This window comes from Cryobacterium sp. N22 (genome assembly GCF_002929555.1).
In the GTDB taxonomy this organism is placed as follows: Bacteria; Actinomycetota; Actinomycetes; order Actinomycetales; family Microbacteriaceae; genus Cryobacterium.
In genome coordinates, this window is record NZ_PJJP01000035.1 from 63,002 (window position 1) to 79,426 (window position 16,425).

The following is a 16,425-nucleotide window of genomic DNA, read 5'->3' on the forward strand; positions in this document are numbered from 1 at the left end:
CCCCAACGAAAGAAGCCCTCATGAGCATTTTCACCCCCCTCTCCTCGTCCAAGCGAAACCGCGTCGGCGGTATCACCGTGGCGGCTGCCGTCGCCATCACCGCCTTGGCGGGCTGCGCCCCGACCGCCGCTCCGGCCGCCGCGCCTGCCGCGTCAGCCGCCGTCGACAGCACCCCCAAGCCCACCGTGGTCATGGTGCACGGCGCCTGGAGCGATGCCAGCCCCTTCGACGCCGTGGGTGACCAGCTGCGTGAAGCCGGCTACACCGTGGTCAACTTCGCCAACCCGCTGCGTGCCCTCGGCACCGACACCGCCTACCTCAACGCGTTCCTCGAGGCCCGCACCGAGGGCCCGGTCGTGCTCGTGGGCCACTCCTACGGCGGAGCGGTCATCGGCGGCGCCGCGGTCTCAGACCCCGACGTGAAGGCCCTCGTCTACCTGAACGCCTTCGTGCCCGAAGTCGGCGAGACCATCCTCGACCTCGCTGCCCACGGCGGACCGGTGGATGCTGCCGCACTGTTCGACATGGCCGAGTTCCCCGGCGACCACAACGTTGACCTGTACCTGAAGGCCGAGCCGTTCGCCGGCGGCTTCGCCAACGGGCTCACCGACGAACAGTCAGCCGAGTACTTCGCCAAGCAGCGCCCGATCACCTACGCCGCGCTGAGCGAGCCCGCCGGCGAGCAGGCCTGGGCGACCCTACCCTCCTGGTACGTCGCCGGCACCGAAGACCACAGCATCGACATCGACACCCAGCGCTTCATGGCCGAGCGCGCCGGTTCCACCGTCACCGAGCTCAAGGCCAGCCACCTCACCATGGTCGCCGATTCCGACGCTGTGACCGACGTCATCAAGGACGCCGCCACCGCGACCAAGTAATCCCCCACCCTCACTCTCACCCCATCTCAGTTCAGAAAGCAGTTCTCATGACCAGCATCAAGCCCACCATTGTCATCGTCCACGGCGCCTGGAGCGACTCCAGCCCGTTCAACGCCGTCGAGTCCCTGCTCAACGCCGACGGCTACACCGTCACCCACTTCGCCAACCCGCTGCGCGCCCTCGGCGCCGACGCCGACTACCTCGCCGCGTTCCTGCAGACCCGCACCGAGGGCCCGGTCGTGCTCGTCGGGCACTCCTACGGCGGAGCCGTCATCGGTGGCGCCGCGCTGAGCACCCCCACCGTGCAGGCACTGGTCTACCTCAACGCCTTCGTGCCCGAGGAGGGCGAGACCATTCTCGACCTGGCCGGTCACGCCGGCCCGGTGGATGCCGGTGCCCTGTTCGATATGGCGCCGCTCCCCGGTGACCACAACGTTGACCTCTACCTCAAGCCGGGCGCATTCGCCGGCGGCTTCGTCAACGGCCTGCCCGAGGACCTGGCGGCGACGTTCTTCGCCAAGCAGCGCCCGATCACCTACGCCGCCCTGAGCGAGCCGGCCCGCGCCGACCAGGCCTGGAAGACCCTGCCGTCCTGGTACGTCGCCGGCACCGAGGACCACAGCATCGCCATCGAGACCCAGCTCTGGATGGCCGAGCGTGCCGGCTCCACCGTCACCACCGTTCCCGCCGGGCACCTGTCCATGGCCGCCGAGCCCGCCTCGGTGGCGCGCGTCATCATCGAAGCGGCCGGCGCCGCCGCGTAACCCGCCGGTACACCCCAACGCCCGGCCGGTCACCAGACCGGCCGGGCGTTGTTGTGGGTTCGCCGCCGCCACCTGCACCCGACCCGGTCACAGGTAGTGGTCCGCGGTGAGATCCTGAATGGAGGCCGCGGCGATCTCCCGCCAATTCACCACACCGTGCGCATCGGACGCCGGAATCTGGCCGGCCCGACACACCACCCGGCGAGCCAGAAGCTCCGAGTTGTCGCACCCGGTCACGACAACAAACGTGACGATGACGTAGGCGCCGCAGTCCTGCTCGATCCAGCGATGCGTGGTCTCCGCGGCCTCGTCGCAGAGGGTGAGTACCGCATCCTCCGCGATCCTCGGCGACGCGTCGACGACGACGATGAGGTGCCGAAGCGTTGGCCTCTGCATGCAGACGGAGATGGAGGCCTGCGCCTGGCGCCGCAGCAACGCTCGCAGACCCCGCCGTGACGTGGCGGCGGCACCGTTCAACCCGATCACCACGGTCTGGGCGTAGCGCCCGCCGGTCGAGTCCGGCAGCATGACTGCCGTCTCGGAGTGCAGCGCCCGCAGACATTCGAGGGCGTCTCCGAGCACGACAACGGTTGACGTGGTCACGGTGTGGTCCGCAGCCACGCCGCAGTCATTACGGCGCCTGTTCTGCGAGACCCTGGCACGTCACACACAACTCGGCGTGCGGCACGACGGCCAGCCGGTCCTTCGCGATGGGCTCGAAGCATCCGGTGCAGATTCCGAAGGTTCCCTCGGCGATGCGCCCCAAAGCCCGGGTGATCTGGGCGACAACTCGCTTGCTGGACTGGGTCGTCGACCAGGCCACCACGTCGAGATGAGGTGCCGCTCGCGGGTCGAGTTCCCCGATGAGGGCTTCCCGCTCCCGAAGCTGGGTCTGCAGAATCCGACGAAAAGCGTCGACGTCGATCCGGCGGCCTCGGGCGGCACGGGACAGGGAAGGCTGGGTGATCATGAGTGCTCCTACGCGTTAAATGAAAAACGCGCCGCAACTGCGACGCGCTACTGCCGGCCGAACTGACCGAATACCTGTGGGTCAGTGCGGTGGAGCGCGCGTGAGGGAGCAGAAGAGCACAACACATCCCGCGAAATCGAGGTGACGCGTCAGCGTGACACCCTCGCTGGAGTTGGCGCCCACACCAGCCGGGGTGCGGGGAGCGCATCCGGTGGTCGTTCGAGGCATGGGCATAGCCTCACCATAGCCCGGACCATAGGAAAGGCAAGTTGGCCTCCGCCCAGGGCGCCGGCGGCGGCGGACGATCCCGCTAGTCGAGGGTGGCGAGCTGCTCCCCCGCGGCCACGGCGTCGCCGGGGGCGCGGTGGTGGCGCAGTAGGCCCGCGCCGGTCGCCACGATCGTGGTCTCCATCTTCATGGCCTCCATCACCACGACGGGGTCGCCTTCGGCGACGGCGGTGCCGTCCTCGACCAACCAGGTGATGAGAGTGCCGGCCATCGGCGCGACCAGGCCGCCGGGCGTGGGCGCCTCCGCGTCAGCCGCGGTGGGCGCCCCGGTGCTGGCGTGCGCAACGGATGCCACGGGCGCGGTACCGGCGGGCATCCGCAGGGTGTGCCGCACGCCGTCGATCTCGATCCAGCTGCTGGTGATCCCGGGCTGCTCGGGCTCGGGTTGCAGCGCCTCGGCGGGGATCCGCTCGGAGAAAGCGGTCTCGATCCATTGGGTGTGCACCCGCAGTGCCTCGCCGGTGAAGTCGGCGTCGCCGAGCACCGCGCGGTGGAACGGGATCACCGACGCGATGCCCTCGACCACGAACTCGTCCAGGGCGCGGCGGGCGCGACGGATCGCGATCTCGCGGGTGGGGCCCGTGACGATGAGCTTGGCCAGCATCGAGTCGAACCGGCCGGAGACCACCGTGCCGGTTTCGACGCCCGAATCGACCCGGATGCCCGGCCCGGTGGGCGGCTCGAACCGGGTGATCACGCCGGGGGTGGGCAGGAACCCGCGCGCGGCATCCTCGGCGTTGATGCGGAATTCGAGCGAGTGGCCGGTGGGCGCCGGGGTGCTCTCGACCGACAGCGGCAGGCCCTCGGCGATGCGCAGCTGTTCGGCGACGATGTCGACGCCGGTGGTCTCCTCGGTGACCGGATGTTCCACCTGCAGCCGGGTGTTCACCTCGAGGAACGAGATGGTGCCGTCCACGCTGAGCAGGTACTCCACGGTCGCGACGCCCCGGTAGTGCGCGGCAGCGCAGATGTCGGCCGCCGAACGGTGCAGGCGGTCACGCTGCTCGTCGGTGAGGAACGGCGCCGGGGCCTCCTCGACGAGCTTCTGGTTGCGGCGCTGCAGCGAGCAGTCCCGGGTGCCGAGCACCACGACGTTGCCGTGGCTGTCGCTGAGCACCTGCACCTCCACGTGCCGGGGCGCGTCGAGGAACTGTTCGACGAAGCACTCGCCGCGACCGAACGCAGCCACGGCCTCGCGCACCGCCGCGTCGAACTGGTCGGCGACCTCGTCCAGGCTGCGGGCCACCCGCATGCCGCGGCCGCCGCCACCGAAGGCCGCCTTGATCACGATGGGCAGACCGTGCTCCTCGGCGAAGGCGACCGCCTCGGCCGCGGAGGCCACCGGGTCGGGGGTGCCGGCCACCAGGGGCGCGCCGACGCCGGCGGCGAGCTGGCGGGCGGCGATCTTGTCGCCGAGCAGGTCGATGCTCTCCGGGCTCGGGCCGATCCAGGTGAGGCCTGCCTCGATCACCTGCCGGGCGAAGGCAGCGCTCTCGGAGAGGAACCCGTAGCCGGGGTGCACGGCGTCGGCGCCGCTTCGCACCGCGATGGTGATGAGCTTCTCGGCGTCCAGGTAGGTCGCGGCGGGGCTGTCGCCGTCGAGGCCCCAGGCCTCGCCGGCCAGCCGCACGTGGATGGCGTCGGCGTCGCTGTCGGCGTAGACGGCGACGGTGTCCAGGCCCCGGTCGGCGCAGGCGCGGATGATGCGCACGGCGATCTCGCCCCGGTTGGCGATCAGGACTTTCTTCATGGTGTTACCTCTGGGTTGTCGGCGAGCGAGTACGCGGCGAACGGGCCGATGGGACGAAAACGGATGCGCGCACCCGGCGGAAGCTGGCCGGCGAGCGGCAGGTGGTGGGTGGCGACCGAGCCGATCACCGGGTAGCCGCCGGTGAGCGGGTGGTCGGCGAGGAACAGTACCGGCTGGCCGTTCGGCGGGATCTGGATCGCGCCGGAGACGGTGCCCTCGCTGGGCAGCTCCGCGTCGACGACCCGGGTGAGGGGCTCGCCTTCCAGCCGCAGTCCCACCCGGTTGGAGCGGGCGCTGACCAGCCAGCTCTGCCCGGTGAGGGCGTCAACGGCGTCGGCGGAGAACCAGTCGGTGCGCGGGCCGAGCACCACGTCGAGCACGACCTCGGCCGCGGCATCGACGGTGTCGATCGTGGGCGGGTCGGGCAGGGCCACCGCGGGAATGCCGCGGGCGGGGGTACCGACCGGCAGCACGGTTCCGGCGGTCACCGGCGCCGGGCCGAGTCCGGCCAGCACGTCGGTGGACAGGCTGCCGAGCACCGGTTCCAGGTCGAATCCGCCGCGCACGGCCAGGTAGCTGCGAAGCCCGGAGGTCGGGTGGCCCAGTACGAGTTCCTCGCCCGCGGCGAGGGCGAACGGGCGGCCCATCTCGACGTTGCGGGTGCGGGCGCTGCCAACGCCGGGGCTCACCGGGGTAGTGATGGTCAGCGACACCGGGGCCCCACTGACGGCGAGAACCTGCTCGCCGCGGGCTCGAAGCCGCAGGCCGCCGAAGGTCAGTTCGAGGCCGGCGTGCCCGCTGGGGTTGCCGACCAGGCGGTTGGCCGCGCGCAGCGACACCGGGTCGAGGGCGCCGGAGGTGGAGACGCCCATGCTGGCGTATCCGGGCCGGCCGAGGTCCTGCAGCAGGGTCAGCAGGCCAGGGTCGAGGATCTCGAGGCCGTGCGTGACCTCCGCAGCGGAGGCGGCTGCGGGCGCGGCGGTCTCGGCGGACATTGATACGGCGGCCCGGGAACCGCCGGACACCGCCACGAACCGCACCCGGTCGCCGGGCAGCAGCAGGGCGGGGCGGTCGCGCGACAGGTCCCACATTCGGGCCTCGGTGGTGCCGATGAGCTGCCAGCCGCCGGGGCTCTCCCGCGGGTAGACCCCGCTGAATGTGCCGGCGAGGGCCACCGAGCCCGCGGGGATGCGGGTGCGCGGGGAGCTGCGGCGCGGCACGTCCAGGGCCGGGTGGCCGCCGGAGAGGTAGGCGAAGCCCGGGGCGAAGCCGGTGAAGCCCACCGCGTAGTCCTGGCCGGTGTGCAGCCGCACCACCTCGTCGGCGCTGAGGCCGAGCAGCCCGGCCACCTCGTTGAGGTCTTCGCCGTCGTAGGTGACCGGGATCTCGATGAGGGCGCCCTCCCCGGCGACGCGGCCGCCGAGGTCGCGGGAGCGCACGGCCCGCACGATCTGCGCCGGCGTGACGGCGCTGGGCCGGTAGAACACCAGCAGGGTGCGGGCGCCCGGGATCAGTTCGCCGGTGCCGGCGATGGGGTCGCTGCTGAGCGAGTCGAACAGCGCCAGCGTGGTGGGCAGGTCGTCGAGCTCGATCAGCAGGGCGTCGTCGCGCACCGGGAGGAAACGCATGGTGGGTGTCACCCTAGGAGGCTCGACCGGCGCCGGGCCGCGGGGCGAAGGCGACGATGTTGATGGATGCCGCGGTGAGGGCCCGCCGCACGTGCGCGGCCATCTCGGTGGCGCCCGGGCTGTCGCCGTGCACGCAGATCGACTCCGCCGAGACCCGAATGGTGCTCCCGTCGATGGCGGTCAGGGTGCCCTCGGTGGCCAACTGCACCATGCGGGCGGCCACCTGCTCGGCCTCGTGCAGCACCGAGCCGGCTTCCCGTCGCGACACCAGGGTGCCCTCAGGCGTGTAGGCGCGGTCGGCGAAGGCCTCGGTCACGCTGCGGAGGCCCGCCGCATCCGCTGCCCGCAGCACCTCGGAGCCCGGCAGGCCCAGCACGGCCAGGGACGGGTCGATCTCGCTGATCGCGGTCACCACATCCTGGGCCTGACGTGCGTCGTGCACGATCGTGTTGTACAGCGCGCCGTGCGGCTTGACGTAGGTGACGGTGGTGCCGGCGGCCCGGGCGATGCCCTGCAGGGCGCCGATCTGGTAGATCACGTCGGAGACGAGCTCGGCGCTGGAGACGTCCATGTTGCGCCGCCCGAAGCCGGCCAGGTCGCGGTAGCCCACGTGTGCGCCAATCGCCACCCCGGCATCCCGGGCGCCGATCACGGTCTCGCGGATCCCCTGCGGGTCACCGGCGTGGAAGCCGCAGGCGATGTTCGCGCTGGTGACGATACCGAGCATTGCCGCGTCGTCGCCGAGACTCCACCGGCCGAAGCCTTCGCCGAGGTCGCTGTTCAGGTCGATCGTGCTCATGGAGGTGTCCTTCGGGTTAAACGGTCAGCAGTGAGAAGATCGGGCCGACCGCCATCACGGCCATGTACCAGGTGAGCGCGGCGGCGGCGGTGCCGATGAACAGCAGCCAGCGCGGGTACCGGTAGCCGTTCATCAGGTCGCCACGGAACCAGCCGATGTACATGAAGATGGTGAGGCCGATCGGCAGAATCAGGCCGTTGAAGCCGCCGACGAACACCATCAGGGTGGCCGGAGCGGTGCCGATGAGCAGGTAGACGACGAGCGACACGACGATGAAGACAATCGTGGCGAAGTCGGCACGGCGCCCGACAATCGTCTTCGAGAACACCGGCAGGAACGACACCGAGGTGTACGCCGCACCGATGATGCTGGTGATCGCGGCGATCCAGAAGATCGCGCCGAAGACGCGGAGTCCGAATTCGCCGGCGGCCGCCTGGAACGCCTGGGCGGCGGGGTTGGCCGCGCTGCCCGAGGTGTCGATGGCTACGCCGCCCGCGACGACACCGAGGATGGCCAGGAACAGGACGTAGCGCATGACGCCGGTGACCAGGATGCCGGTGAACGCCGCGCGGTTGACCTCCTTGACGTGCTCCCGGCCGGAGGTGCCGCTGGCGAGCAGGCGATGGGCGCCGGCGTAAGTGATGTACCCGCCGACGGTGCCGCCGACGATCGTGGTGATGGTGGCGAAGTTGATTTCATCGGGCAGCACGGTCTGGCGCAGCGCATCCCCGATGGGCGGCTGGGAGATGAACGCGACGACCACGGTGAGCACGATCATGAGCAGCCCGGCGATCACCACGACCCGGTCGACCACGGCCCCCGCTCGTTTGGCGAGGAAGATCGCGATCGCGAACACGGCGCTGAGCAGCCCGCCGATCTTCGCATCCAGGCCGGTCAGGACGTTGAGTCCGAGGCCCGCGCCGGCGATGTTGCCGATGTTGAACACCAGCCCACCGAGGATGACGAGGAAGGCGAGCAGGAACCCGCTGCCCGGGATGGCCAGGTTCGCTAGCTCCGGGGCGCGCTTGCCGCTGACCGTGATCATGCGCCAGACGTTCAGCTGCACGGCGAAGTCGATCAGGATCGAGGCCAGGATGCCGAAGGCGAACGCCGCCCCCATCTGCGCGGTGAAGGTGGCGGTCTGGGTGATGAAGCCGGGGCCGATCGCCGAGGTGGCCATCAGGAACAATGCCCCGATCAGCGCGGTGCGGCGGCTCTTGGCAATCGTGCGAATGTCGGGTTGCTCGGTGGCGTCTGCCGATGTTGTGGTGCTGGCGGGGTCGGTCACTGAGGGCACATCCATTCGTCGGGGGGAAGAATCCAGGGGGCATCCTTCAGCTCGATGGGACCGGAACCCCACGCAACGAGCCTAGGCGGGTGAACGATAATTGTCCGATTGTTGAACAATCAATCGAGTAAACAGTATGTTTCGACCATGTTTCGGTGAACAAGAGCCATGGCACCGCTGCCGTGGCGGGGGCCGCGGTGGGTAGAGTGTCGTCGTGGCTCAACTCTACGAAGCGGAAGACGGCAACTCGCGCGCCGATCAGGCCGCCGAGGGGCTGCGCCGCCTGTTGATCGCCGGGGACCTCGTGCCGGGCCAGCGCCTCTCCGAGACCGCCGTCAGCGATCGCCTCGGGGTCTCCCGCAACACCCTGCGCGAGGCCTTCCGGATGCTCACCCACGAGCGGCTGCTCGTGCACAAACCGCACGCCGGGGTGTTCGTGGCCGTGCCGTCGCTGGCGTCGATCATCGACATCTACCGGGTGCGCCGCATGATCGAGTGCCAGGCGTTGCGCGCCTCCCCCGCACGGCACCCCGCCAGTCGACGGATGCGCGCCGCCGTGGAGTCCGCTCAGGCCAGCCGAGAGGCCGACGACTGGCTCGCGGTGGGTACCGCCAACATGGAGTTCCACTCCGCGATCGTGGCCTTGGCCGACAGCGACCACCTCGACAGGCTCTACGCGAACATCTCCGCCGAGCTGCGCCTCGCCTTCGGCCTGCTCGATGACCCGGACTACCTGCACCGGCCCTACGTCGATCGCAATGCCGCCGTGCTCGAGCGCTACCTCGCCGGCGACTCGGCGGGAGCCGCATCCGTTCTGGAGGACTACCTGCTGCAGTCCGAGCGCACGATCGTGGCCGCATACGCGCGGCAGCTGCCCGCCTGAGTCGCGTCCCCGGCCTGCGCCGCCACTAAAGGCGGAGAAATCCACAACACGCCGTGTTTCCGGGCCGCCCCACACGGTGTTTCTTGAATTTATCCGCCTTTACGCGCCTCCGCGGTCCCGCTCGTCAGTTCGCGGGAAGCTCGGCGTAGAGGTCCACGGAATTGCCGTCGGGATCTAGCAGGGTCGCGTACCGCTGACCCCAGTGCGCGTCCCAGGGTTCGACATGCGCAACGTAGCCGGCCGCGATCAGCTCGGCGAAGGCAGCATCCACCTCGGCCGGAGTGCCCTTGTCGAACGCGAGCGCGATGCGGTGGCCACCGGTGGGTGTGATGTAATCGGGGTCGAATCCGCGAATTGTCGCGATCGTGTCCCAGGCCAGGCTTGTGCCGTCGTCGAGCTTCGCGTCGACGTGCGGGGCATCGTCGAGCCCCTCCTCGATCGGCACGCCCAGCGCTCGATAGAAGGCCAGCGACGCAGCCATGTCGACAGTCACGATCCCGATGAACCCAAGTTTTAGTGTCATGCCATCACCGTAGAAGACTTTGGCCGGCCTGGGAATCTCTCACGGGGATGAGCCACTGGTGGCCGATACTGTGAACGGATGGCCTACCCCAGGCGTGTCGATTGGAAATTCTCATGAGCACAGTTCCGGGCACGATGCACTTCTCCTTCATTGCTCCCATCGGGGTGATGGTGAAAGGTGAGCTGTGGTCTTGCGTCGAAGTTCCAGGCTCGGTCGAGCTGTTCGGCACCGGGAAGGCCGTCCGGGTGGTGGCGCAGGTGGATGACCAGCCGGTGACCGCAGGGCTGATGCCCACCGGATCGGGTGGACACATGCTCTCGATCAGCGCCAAGCTGCGGAAGAAGCTGGGCAAAGAAGTCGGGGACAACGTCGTCGTCCAGCTGTCAGAGCGATTGACCTGAGGAGGCCGTCACGGGATGCCGCCGCAGCCGACGCCGGCGCCCAGCTCCACCTCTGCGGAGGCGATGGCCTTGATCGCGAGCAGGCAGCAAAAACCGCACCTCCGAAAGTGAAACTCCCAAACTAGGAGTCCCACTCTCGGGGGTGCGGTTCACGGTGCTGTCAGGCCGGTGGTTGGCCCGGTGGAGCGGCTAGCCCAGCTGCTGGCGACGGCGGCGGAACAGGATGAGGGCCGTGCCGAGGAGCGCCACGCCAAGACCGGTGCCCGCGACGCCGACCACGTCGACTCCAGTGGCGGCGAGCTTGCTGGCGGCCACGGGAGTGGCCGTCGGGGTCGCCGCCGGAGTGGCCGCCGGGGGCGTGACAACGACCGGGGCGGCCGCGAAGGTGATGGTCACGATCGCGGTGGTGGTGTTCCCGGCGGTGTCGCTGACCTCGTAGGTGACCGGCGTGGGGTTGCCCGTGAAGCCGGCCTGTGGGGTGAACGTGATGGCGCCGGTGGCCGGGTCGACCGTCCAGGTGCCCTCACCAGGCACGACGAGCTTGGTGACCGGGTCACCCTTACCGTCGATGATGTGCACGGTGGCCGGGTCGAGGTCGCCGGCGTCGTTGCCGATCACGTTCACAGTGACCGGGGCGCCCTGCGGGTTGCCGACCGACTTGTCGTTCGCTGACTCCGGAATGAACGTGATCGTGACAACGGCGGTGATGGTGTTTCCGGCGGTGTCCCTGACCTCGTAGGTGATCGGCGTGGGGTTGCCTGCGAAGCCGGCCTCCGGGGTAAAGGTGACGGCGCCGGTGGCGGAGGTGACCGTCCAGGTGCCCTCGCCCTTGACGACGAGCTTGCTGACCGAGGCACCCTTGCCGTCGATGATGCGGACGGTGGTCGGATCGAGGTCGCCGCGGTCGTTGCCGATCACGTTGACGGTGACCGGGTCACCCTGCGGGTTGTCGAGCGACTTGTCGTTCGCTGCCTTCGGGACGAATGTGATCGTGACGTCGGCGGTGGTGGTTTTTCCGGCGCTGTCGCTGACCTCGTAGGTGATCGGCGTGGGGTTACCCGTGAAGCCGGCCTCGGGGGTGAACGTGACGGCACCGGTGACGGGGGTGACCGTCCAGGTGCCCTCGCCCTTGACGACGAGCTTGCTGACCGGGTCACCCTTGCCGTCGATGATGCGCACAGTGGTCGGATCGAGGGTGCCGCGGTCGTTGCCGATCACGTTGACGGTGACCGGGGCACCCTGCGGGTTGTTGAGCGACGTGTCATTGATCGCGCCGGGGAGGTAGGTGACAACGACGTCGGCGGCCGTGACCGTGCCGAGGGTGTCGGAGATTTCGTACCTGATTGAGGTCGGGTTGCCGGAGAATCCCGCCTCCGGGGCGAAGGTGATCGCGCCGGTGGCAGGGTCGACCGTCCAGGTGCCCTCACCAGTCACAACGAGCTTGCTGGCCGAGCCACCGTTACCGTCGATGATCTTGACGGTGGTCGGGTCGAGGTCGCCGCGGTCGTTGCCGACCACGTGGACGATGACCGACGTGCCCTGCGCGTTGTTCAGCGACTCATCGTCTGCGGCCTCCGGGAGGAAGGTGATCGTGACGTGGGCAGTGGCAGGGTTGCCGCGCGTATCGGAGATCTCGTAGATGATCGGCGTGGGGTTGGCGGAGAAGCCGTTCGCCGGGGCGAAGGTGATCGCGCCGGTGGCGGGGTCGACCGTCCAGGTGCCCTCACCAGGCACAACGAGCTTGGTGACGGGGGCGCCCTTGCCGTCGATGATGTGAACTGTCGTCGGGTCGAGGTCACCGGAGTCGTTGCCGATCACGGTGACCGTGACGGGCTTGCCCAGCGCATTGCCTGCCGACACGTCGTCGTTCGCCACGGGGTCGGGCTTGGGGGTCGAGGTGAACGTGCAGGCGACGTCCTTCACGCCGGCGGGGATGGTGAACTGCCCGGAGTTTCCGGTGCCCCCGGTGACCTGAGTACCGGTTGCCGGGTCGACGCAGGTCCAGACCGTGTTGTAGTCGTTGGGGTTCGTGGTGCCGGCGGGGGTCTGCTCGATCGTGTATGTCTCACCGGGCAGGATGAGGAGCGGGCCGACGGTCTCCGACGTTTCGGTGCCGGTGGTGGTTCCGGTGTTGCCCGTGGTGATGCCGCCGCCGCCGATGGTGACGGTGAACTGGTCACCGTCATTCACGCGGCCTCCGGGGAGATCCGTGGTCACAGCTGCGGTGAAGGGAACGGCGTTCGTGCCGAGGTCGGTGATCGCGACACCGAGCGCGCGGCGCTCGAGGACGGCACCGGTGACCGGGTTGACCCGGAGGAAGCCGTTCGCCCCGCTACCGGCGATGTAGACGAAGCCGTCGTCCGCGAAGGCCATCGAGTTCAGGGCCAGACCGGCGTCGATCTCGGGGCCGACCTTGGTGGCGGCGACGGTGGCGCTGCCGCCGAGCTGGTTCGCGTCGACGCGGTACAGCTGAGCGAACCGTGTGCCACTCGATACGAAGTAGAGGTTGCCCCGGCTGTCGAAGGCGAGGTCACCGTTCGAGCCGGGCGCATCCGGCGCCGTGACGGACATAACGCTGCTCGAGAGCGTGTTCGTGGCGGGGGCGTAAGTGCCGAACGTGAACGTGTTCCCGGTGACCTGTCCACCGAAGTAGAGAAGACCCGTGACCGGGTCGACGCCGCCCATCGTGTTCGGCACCGTCAAACCGGCCCGGGGGGTGGTCTCCCAGGTCTCGGAGGAGGCCGTGTACTCGAAGACGGTGGTCGGGTTCGTGAGCATCAGAGTATTGCCGTCACCGGAGATACCGATCTGGTTCAAACCCGTAACACCGCCGGGAACAGTCAGAATCGCCGTGGCAAGTCCGGTCGCGCGGTCCAGCGCGACGACATCTGACGAGCCCGTCTGGGTTGCCAGCATCTCCGTCTCGGAGAACGGCTCAGCGGCGAAAGCGGCCTGTGGAACGGCAAGGATCGTGCCGCCCGTCACCAGAGCGGCCGCGACGGCTGCGCTTCCTAGTTTCGGTAGCAAGCGGTGGGTGGGTCGTTGTAGCGATCGCAAACGACGATCCTCTCAAGTAGTGCTGCCCCGTGGGCGCGACTGGGGCTTCGGTCCGGGCGGAGCCGAGGCCTCCCAAACCCTATTGGCTGCATGAGGCCTAAATCGCGTGCCGCGAACCCCCGGAACAGGGGCGATTCGCGTGTCGCGAACGCCCCAAAACAGGGGACGGCCGGCGTCGCGCATCCGAGCCTTCGCGAGCTCCTGCCACCGCGAGCGCCCTCTAAATCATCGCCTGCTTCTCCAGCTGCTCGTAGCTTCGCGTGGCGTCGACCCGGGCCGCCCAGAGCACCGTCTGGCCGGCGGCGAGGGACTTCGGCACGTCGATGATGCGCTGGTTGCTGCTGCCGCGGAACTGCAACCGGAAGTCTTTGAGCGCCTCGTCGAACGGCCCGTCGACGAGCACATCGATCAGGCCGAGCAGCTCGAGCTTGTCGGGGCTGTCCAGCAGCAGTTCCTCGAAGATGTAGCCGGTCCACGACCAGATGTCCTTGCTGTCACCGAGCTCCGCGCGCACCCGGCGCACCAGCGACAGGCACACCCCGGTGTTCAAGAATGGTTCACCGCCGAGCAGGGTGAGCCCCTGCACATACGGCTGGCGCAGGTCGGCGAGGATCCGGTCCTCCAGCTCGCTCGTGTAGGGGTTTCCGTAGCGGAAGTTCCAGGTGGCCCGGTTGAAGCAGCCTTCGCAGGCGAACAGGCATCCGCTCACGTAGAGACTGCAGCGCACCCCCTCACCGTCGACGAACATGAACGGTTTGTAGTCGCCGACGAAGCCCTGGCTGAGCTTGTCGGCCAGCCACTCGCCGGGCTGCGGATGGCGCATCCCGGCCTCCTAGAGCGAGCCGCTGACGCCCGTGGCGCCGGCCATGTGCTTGACCCTGGAGACGATCTCCTGGTGGCGGCCGTGCACCATCGGTCGGGCCTGCGGGTTGCCGAGGTAACCGCAGGTGCGCTTGACCACGTCGCAGCTGGCCGGGTCGTCGTTGCCGCAGTCGGGGCAGGCAAAGCCCCGCTCGGTGGGGGTGAAGTCGCCGGAGAAGTCGCATTTGTAGCAGCGGTCGATGGGAGTGTTGGTGCCCAGGTAGCCGACCCTGTCGTAGGCGTAGTCCCAGACCGCTTCGAGCGCCTTGGGGTTCTGCTGCAGCACCGGGTACTCGCAGTAGTGGATGAAACCGCCGGAAGAGAACACCGGGTAGTCCTTCTCGAAGTCGAGCTTTTCGAACGGGGTCGGGTTCTTGCGCACGTCGTAGTGGAAGCTGTTCGTGTAGTAATCCTTGTCGGTGATGTTCTCCACCGAGCCGAACTTGACCTTGTCGAGGCGGGAGAACCGGTCGGTCAGGCTCTCGCTCGGGGTCGAGTAGACGCTGAACTGGTAGCCGTATTCGCTGCTCCACGCCTTGGTGTGCGCGTCGAGGGTCTTGAGGATGTCGAGGGTGAATTCCTTCGCCTCGGCGTTGGCCTCCCAAGCGCCGCCGAAGAACGCCGCGGCCACCTCGTACAGGCCGATGTAGCCCAGCGACACCGTGGAGCGGCCGTCCTTGAAAAGAGTGTCGACCGAGTCGGTGCGGGCCAGCTGCTGACCGAACGCGCCGTAGACGTAGAGGATCGGAGCGTTGGCGGGGGTCGCCTGCTTGCATCGTTCGATGCGGTAGACGAGGGCGTCGCGGGTGATAGCGAGGCGCTCCTCGAGGATGCTCCAGAACTTCGCCTGGTCACCGGCGGCTTCCAGCGCGATGCGCGGCAGGTTCACCGTCACCACGCCCAGGTTCATCCGGCCCTCGGAGACATCGTTGCCGTCGGCGTCGGTCCAGCCCTGCAGGAACGAGCGGCAGCCCATCGGCACCTTGAAGCTGCCGGTGATCTCGATGAGCTTGTCGTAGCTGAGCACGTCCGGGTACATCCGCTTGGTCGAGCACTCCAGCGCGAGCTGCTTGATGTCGTAGTTCGGGTCGCCCTCGGCCAGGTTGAGGTCGCGCTTGAGCGTGAAGATCAGCTTGGGGAAGATCGCGGTGCGCTTCTCGCTGCCGAGCCCGTCGATGCGGATCTGCAGGATGGCCCGCTGGATCTCCCGCTCGAACCAGTCCGTGCCCAGGCCGAAACCGAGCGACACGAACGGGGTCTGCCCGTTCGAGGTGAACAGGGTGTTGATCTCGTACTCGAGGCTCTGCATCGCGTCGTAGATGTCCTTGCGGGTCTTCTCCTCCGCGTAGGAGCGGTGCTGGGTCTCGTCGCCGATCCACCGTTCGGCGTCGGCGAGGTGCTTGGCGAAGTTGGCGCGGGCGTAGGGGGCCAGAAGTTCGTCGGTGCGGTTGGCGGAGCATCCGCCGTACTGGCTGGACGCCACGTTGGCGATGATCTGCGAGATCTGCGCGGTGGCGGTCTGGATGGAGCGGGGCGGCTCCACGTCGGCATTGCCGATGCGGAATCCCCGGCTGAGCATGCCGGCGAAGTCGATCAGGCAGCAGTTGGTCATCGGCGCGTAGGGGCTGTAGTCCAGGTCGTGAAAGTGAATGTCGCCCTTCTGGTGCGCGTTGGACACGTGCGGGGGCAGCATCTTGTGGCCGATGGCTTTGCCCACCGCGCCGGCGGTGAGGTCGCGCTGGGTGTTGAAGACGTCGCTGTCTTTGTTGGCGTTCTCGTTCACCACGGATGAGTCTTTGCTGAGCAGGTTGATGATCGAGTGGTTGATGTCGGTGGACTTGCTGCGGGCGAAGTCGCGCTGGGTGCGGTAGCCGATGTACTTCTCGGCGAGGTCGTATTCGTGGCTTTCGAGCAGCGCGTGCTCCACGATGTTCTGCACTTCGTAGATCTTGATGTCGGTGTTGAACCGGCCGGCGATCTCCCGGTTGACGGCGGCCACGATGTCTACGATCGCCCGGTGCACCAGCGGCGTCATTTCGCGGTGGATCTCCACCGCCGCCTTGACCAGCGCCTCGTAGACCTTGGTGTCGTCGAAGTCCACCCGGCGGCCGTCGCGTTTGACGACCTGGATGGCGAGCGGAGCCGGCGCCGGCGTGGTCTGGTCGACGACGTCGTCGCGGGTGGCGGTGGTCTGGGCCGGGGCGCTGATGCTTGGATTCACGCCTTCAGCATAGGGACGCCAGTTCGCCGAAATCACTACATTTGGGTGCCCTTGGTCCCTAGCGGCGCTACATGTAGTGGTCAGGTGGCGTCGAGGGCCGGAAAGACGCCACCC

General features: G+C 68.4%; 14 protein-coding genes. 4 read left to right on the plus strand and 10 right to left on the minus strand.

The genetic code is table 11. The features are described from left to right. The first annotated feature begins 20 nt into the window (after positions 1-20). Together CXY76_RS10565 and CXY76_RS10570 are read left to right on the plus strand one after the other, a co-directional pair. Complete coding sequence (locus tag CXY76_RS10565; protein WP_104164232.1) at positions 21-878, plus strand: alpha/beta fold hydrolase; 858 nt, start codon at positions 21-23, stop codon at positions 876-878. A gap of 47 nt (positions 879-925) precedes the next feature. Continuing rightward, entirely contained in the window at positions 926-1,642 is a 717-nt protein-coding gene (locus tag CXY76_RS10570; protein WP_104164234.1) for an alpha/beta fold hydrolase, read from the plus strand. 87 nt (positions 1,643-1,729) lie between these two features. Here the strand turns inward: CXY76_RS10570 and CXY76_RS10575 are convergent, their stop codons facing one another. The 6 genes from CXY76_RS10575 to CXY76_RS10600 all read right to left on the minus strand — a co-directional run bounded on the left by CXY76_RS10575 (position 1,730) and on the right by CXY76_RS10600 (position 8,380). Then, positions 1,730-2,245 (minus strand): hypothetical protein, encoded by a 516-nt coding sequence (locus CXY76_RS10575; RefSeq protein ID WP_146073430.1) that lies wholly within the window; start codon positions 2,243-2,245, stop codon positions 1,730-1,732. A gap of 28 nt (positions 2,246-2,273) precedes the next feature. Next, positions 2,274-2,612, minus strand: a complete 339-nt coding sequence (locus CXY76_RS10580; RefSeq protein WP_104164238.1) for a TraR/DksA C4-type zinc finger protein — start codon at positions 2,610-2,612, stop codon at positions 2,274-2,276. A 310-nt stretch (positions 2,613-2,922) separates the two neighbouring features. After that, entirely contained in the window at positions 2,923-4,650 is a 1,728-nt protein-coding gene (locus CXY76_RS10585; RefSeq protein ID WP_104164240.1) for a biotin carboxylase N-terminal domain-containing protein, read from the minus strand. Continuing rightward, positions 4,647-6,278: a 5-oxoprolinase/urea amidolyase family protein gene (locus CXY76_RS10590; protein ID WP_104164549.1), complete on the minus strand. Its 1,632-nt coding sequence runs from the start codon at positions 6,276-6,278 to the stop codon at positions 4,647-4,649. Before CXY76_RS10590 ends, CXY76_RS10585 begins: the two co-directional genes overlap by 4 nt. Before the next feature lie 13 nt (positions 6,279-6,291). Next, positions 6,292-7,077, minus strand: a complete 786-nt coding sequence (locus CXY76_RS10595; RefSeq protein WP_104164242.1) for a LamB/YcsF family protein — start codon at positions 7,075-7,077, stop codon at positions 6,292-6,294. A 16-nt stretch (positions 7,078-7,093) separates the two neighbouring features. Beyond that, positions 7,094-8,380, minus strand: a complete 1,287-nt coding sequence (locus CXY76_RS10600; protein WP_104164244.1) for an NRAMP family divalent metal transporter — start codon at positions 8,378-8,380, stop codon at positions 7,094-7,096. Between the two features lie 199 nt (positions 8,381-8,579). Between CXY76_RS10600 and CXY76_RS10605 the strand changes: the two genes are divergently transcribed. Next, a complete protein-coding gene (locus CXY76_RS10605) occupies positions 8,580-9,248 on the plus strand; it encodes a GntR family transcriptional regulator (RefSeq protein WP_104164246.1) in 669 nt (222 codons plus the stop codon). 124 nt (positions 9,249-9,372) lie between these two features. Here the strand turns inward: CXY76_RS10605 and CXY76_RS10610 are convergent, their stop codons facing one another. Next, complete coding sequence (locus CXY76_RS10610) at positions 9,373-9,771, minus strand: VOC family protein (protein WP_104164248.1); 399 nt, start codon at positions 9,769-9,771, stop codon at positions 9,373-9,375. 113 nt (positions 9,772-9,884) lie between these two features. On the opposite strand from CXY76_RS10610, the gene CXY76_RS10615 reads away from it, so the two are divergent. After that, entirely contained in the window at positions 9,885-10,172 is a 288-nt protein-coding gene (locus CXY76_RS10615; RefSeq protein WP_104164250.1) for a DUF1905 domain-containing protein, read from the plus strand. 189 nt (positions 10,173-10,361) lie between these two features. On the opposite strand, the gene CXY76_RS10620 is transcribed toward CXY76_RS10615, so the two are convergent. From CXY76_RS10620 to nrdD, 3 genes are all read right to left on the minus strand, one after another. Next, complete coding sequence (locus CXY76_RS10620; RefSeq protein WP_158253881.1) at positions 10,362-13,088, minus strand: tandem-95 repeat protein; 2,727 nt, start codon at positions 13,086-13,088, stop codon at positions 10,362-10,364. A gap of 361 nt (positions 13,089-13,449) precedes the next feature. Beyond that, positions 13,450-14,052: an anaerobic ribonucleoside-triphosphate reductase activating protein gene (nrdG, locus tag CXY76_RS10625; protein WP_104164254.1), complete on the minus strand. Its 603-nt coding sequence runs from the start codon at positions 14,050-14,052 to the stop codon at positions 13,450-13,452. A 9-nt stretch (positions 14,053-14,061) separates the two neighbouring features. Beyond that, complete coding sequence (gene nrdD / locus CXY76_RS10630; RefSeq protein ID WP_233199702.1) at positions 14,062-16,311, minus strand: anaerobic ribonucleoside-triphosphate reductase; 2,250 nt, start codon at positions 16,309-16,311, stop codon at positions 14,062-14,064. Positions 16,312-16,425 lie beyond the last annotated feature (114 nt).